The 3,282-nt window shown below is 72.3% G+C and carries 3 protein-coding genes; 1 reads left to right on the top strand and 2 read right to left on the bottom strand.

Annotation, left to right across the window (positions count from 1 at the left end):
• Positions 1-123: 123 nt before the first annotated feature.
• The gene (locus DSY14_RS27400; RefSeq protein WP_211719496.1) at positions 124-963 is read right to left on the bottom strand and encodes a helix-turn-helix transcriptional regulator; all 840 of its coding nucleotides are present in this window, start codon (positions 961-963) and stop codon (positions 124-126) included.
• A gap of 186 nt (positions 964-1,149) precedes the next feature.
• On the opposite strand from DSY14_RS27400, the gene DSY14_RS27395 reads away from it, so the two are divergent.
• Positions 1,150-2,094 carry an SDR family oxidoreductase gene (locus DSY14_RS27395; RefSeq protein ID WP_211719495.1) on the top strand — a complete coding sequence of 315 codons (945 nt, stop codon included), beginning with the start codon at positions 1,150-1,152 and terminating at the stop codon, positions 2,092-2,094.
• A 259-nt stretch (positions 2,095-2,353) separates the two neighbouring features.
• Here DSY14_RS27395 and dapB read toward each other — a convergent pair whose 3' ends face one another.
• Entirely contained in the window at positions 2,354-3,097 is a 744-nt protein-coding gene (dapB, locus tag DSY14_RS27390; protein ID WP_211719494.1) for a 4-hydroxy-tetrahydrodipicolinate reductase, read from the bottom strand.
• Between the last annotated feature and the right edge of the window lie 185 nt (positions 3,098-3,282).

The following is a 3,282-nucleotide window of genomic DNA, read 5'->3' as shown; positions in this document are numbered from 1 at the left end:
CCGGTCCGCCCCGGGGCTCCCGGGCCCCGGGGCGGGTCGGGGCGCCGGGGCGGCGTCCGTGACGAGCGGGGGCGTGCGAGTGCGTGCGGGCCGCGCCGCCCACGCGCGCGATCGGTCCCCGGGTCACCGGAGGGCTCCGGGGCCGAGGACGGACAGCAGGTGCAGCTTCTCGTGACTCTCGCTGCCGGGGACGGCGGTGTAGACGAGCAGCGCGTGGGCCTGGTCCGGGTCGAGGAGCCGTTGGCAATCGAGTTCGAGCGACCCGACCTCCGGATGCACGAAGCGTTTGACCCCGTGCGGGCGGACACCGACCTCGTGCTCCTCCCAGACCCGGCGGAACTCCTCGCTCCGCTCCAGAAGCAGGTCGACGAAGTGCGCGGCGCGTGAGCCGGGGCCGCGCAGCGTGGCGATCTCGCGCAGGCCCGAGGCGTACATACGGGTGAGGAACGCGTGCTCCTCGGGAGCGTGGAGCAGCCGTGCGGCCGGCTCCGTGAACCACCGGTACCCCGAGCTGCGGGCGGGCCCCTCGTACGCGGTCGTGTCGCCGGTGAGCGCGACCCCCATCGGGGTCTGCCGCAGGGTCTCCCCGAGTTCGGTGACGATCTCCGCGGGTGTGTCGCCCAGACGATCGAACACGCGCAGCAGTCCCGGGCTGATGTGTTCGGTGTTCGCACCCCGCACGGGCGGGTTGTGCCCGGCCAGACGGAACAGGTGGTCCCTCTCGTCGAGCGACAGGTGCAGCCCCTGGGCGATCGACGCGAGCATCTGCTCCGAGGGATGCGGCCCGCGCGCGCGTTCGAGCCGCGCGTAGTAGTCGGTCGACATGGCGCAGAGGAAGGAGATCTCCTCCCGTCGCAACCCCTTGGCCCTCCTGCGCGGCCCTCGGGGGAGCCCCACGTCCTCCGGTTGCAGGGACTCTCGGCGGCGGCGGAGGAACCCGGCCAACCCGGTGCGATCGATCACGACGTGCCTTCTTTCGGTGTCCTGCCTCGTGTCTACCGTCCCTGCGCTCGGTGAACCACGGCCCGTCGATCCCCCTCTGCGCCCAAAGGGGGATCGACGGGCCGTGGTTCGGCGGGTCCTTGTCCCGACTCCCCCGAGGGACGAACCTCTGGATCGGAACCCATCGCAACGGCCCTGGAGACGACCATGCCCCGCCAACGACCCGAGTTCACCGTTCCCGATCTGTCCGGCCGACGTGCGTTGGTCACCGGAGCGAGTGACGGCATGGGCCTGCACCTGGCCCTGCGCCTGGCCGCGGCCGGAGCGGAGCTGCTGCTTCCCGTACGGAACCCGAGCAAGGGCGAGGCCGCGCTCGCGTGGATCGGCGAGCGGGTGCCCCACGCGAAGATGGAACTCGCCTCCCTGGACCTGTCCTCGCTCGACTCGGTCGAGGCGCTCGCCCAGCGGCTCCTCCACGAGGACCGCCCGATCCACCTGCTCGTGAACAACGCGGGGGTGATGACGCCACCGGAACGGCGGACCACGGAGGATGGCTTCGAGCTCCAGTTCGGCACCAATCACCTCGGACACTTCGCCCTGGTGGCCCGTCTGATGCCGCTGCTCCGGGCGGGCCGGGCGCGCGTGACCTCCCAGCTCAGCATCTCCGCCGATCGGAACTCGATCAACTGGGACGACCTGAACTGGGAGCGTTCCTACAACGGAGGGCACGCCTACAGCCAGTCGAAGATCGCACTCGGCCTCTTCGCCCTCGAACTCGACCGGCGCAGCAGGGAGCGGGGATGGGGCCTCACCAGCAACATCTCCCATCCGGGGGTCGCCCCGACGAGTCTGCTGGCCGCCCGCCCCGAGATCGGTCGTGACCGGGACACCCTCGGTGTGCGCGTCATCCGGGCGTTGTCCGCGCGCGGCATCCTCCTCGGAACGGTGGAGAGCGCTCCGCTACCCGCGCTGTACGCGGCGACCTCGCCCCCGGCCGAGGGCGGTCGCTTCTACGGTCCCGCCGGCCCCGGGCACCTGGGCGGCCCGCCCGCGGAGCAGAGGCTCTACAGCCGGTTGAGGAGCACCGAGGAGGCCGCGCGGGTCTGGCGGGTCTCCGAACGGCTGACAGGGGTTGCCCCGTCCACGTCCTGAACCCGCGGTCGGACACGACGAGGGGGACCGTCCCGGGGACGGTCCCCCTCGCGTTCTGTCAGCGGACGCCGCCACCCGTGGACCGGATCACCGGGGTGTCGCTTCTGTTCGGACAACGGCGGACCGTGCCCGCGGCCGACCGGGCCACTGGTGGGGAGCGAGGAACGCGCCCTCCACCATGGGTCCCGCGGGTCCCCGCCGCGCACCGAGGCACCCGAAACCGGGTCGGGGCACGAGCGGAGGCCCTGCCGCGCGCGACCTAGTCCAGGCCCAGAAGGGGCTCCAGACCCAGCGTCAGGTCCTCGGCCAGCCCCGCCGTCCGGCGGACGCCCAGCAGGACGCCGGGCATGAACGACGTGCGGTTCATCGAGTCGTGGCGGATCTTCAGGGTCTCGCCGTCGGTGCCGAACACCACTTCCTGGTGGGCGATGAGGCCCTGGATGCGCAGCGCGTGGACGCGTACGCCGTCCACGTCGGCGCCGCGGGCGCCCGGGATCTCGGAGGTGGTGGCGTCGGGCATCGGCGCGACGCCGGCCTCACGGCGGGCCTCGCCGACCAGCTCGGCGGTCCGGTAGGCCGTGCCGCTGGGCGCGTCGGCCTTGTTCGGGTGGTGCAGCTCGATGATCTCGGTGGACTCGAAGTAGGGCGCGGCCTTCTTCGCGAAGTGCATCATGAGCACGGCGGCGATACCGAAGTTCGGGGCGATGAGCACCTTGGCCCCCGGCGTGGCGGCCTGCATCGCGCGGACGCGCGCCAGTTTCGCCTCGTCGAAGCCACTGGTGCCGACGACGGCGTGGATGCCGCGCGCGATCAACCACTCCAGGTTGTCCATCACCACGTCGGGGTGGGTGAAGTCGACGACGTGGTCGGCGCCCAGCACCGCGTCACGATCGTCGGCGCTGTCCACACCCGCGACGAGTTCCATGTCGTCGGCGGCCTGCACCGCTCGGACGACCTCTGACCCCATGCGCCCATCGGCGCCGAAAACTCCTACCTTGAACACGGCACGAGCGTACCGGAGTCGGACGCGGCGCGGCCCGGTGACCTGGCGGGTACCCGCCCGCGCCGCGACCCTTGCGGCGGACCCCGACGCGGCACCGGAGGCGTCCGTGTACCCGGTGGAACGGCCTGCGTACGGCCCTCCCCCACACCGACGGCGGCTCCGGCCCCGGCAGCGTTCCGGTGGAG

Origin of the sequence: Nocardiopsis sp. MG754419 (genome assembly GCF_018207095.1) — a bacterium.
In the GTDB taxonomy this organism is placed as follows: Bacteria; Actinomycetota; Actinomycetes; order Streptosporangiales; family Streptosporangiaceae; genus Nocardiopsis.
This window is presented reverse-complemented; position numbering and strand designations above follow the sequence as displayed.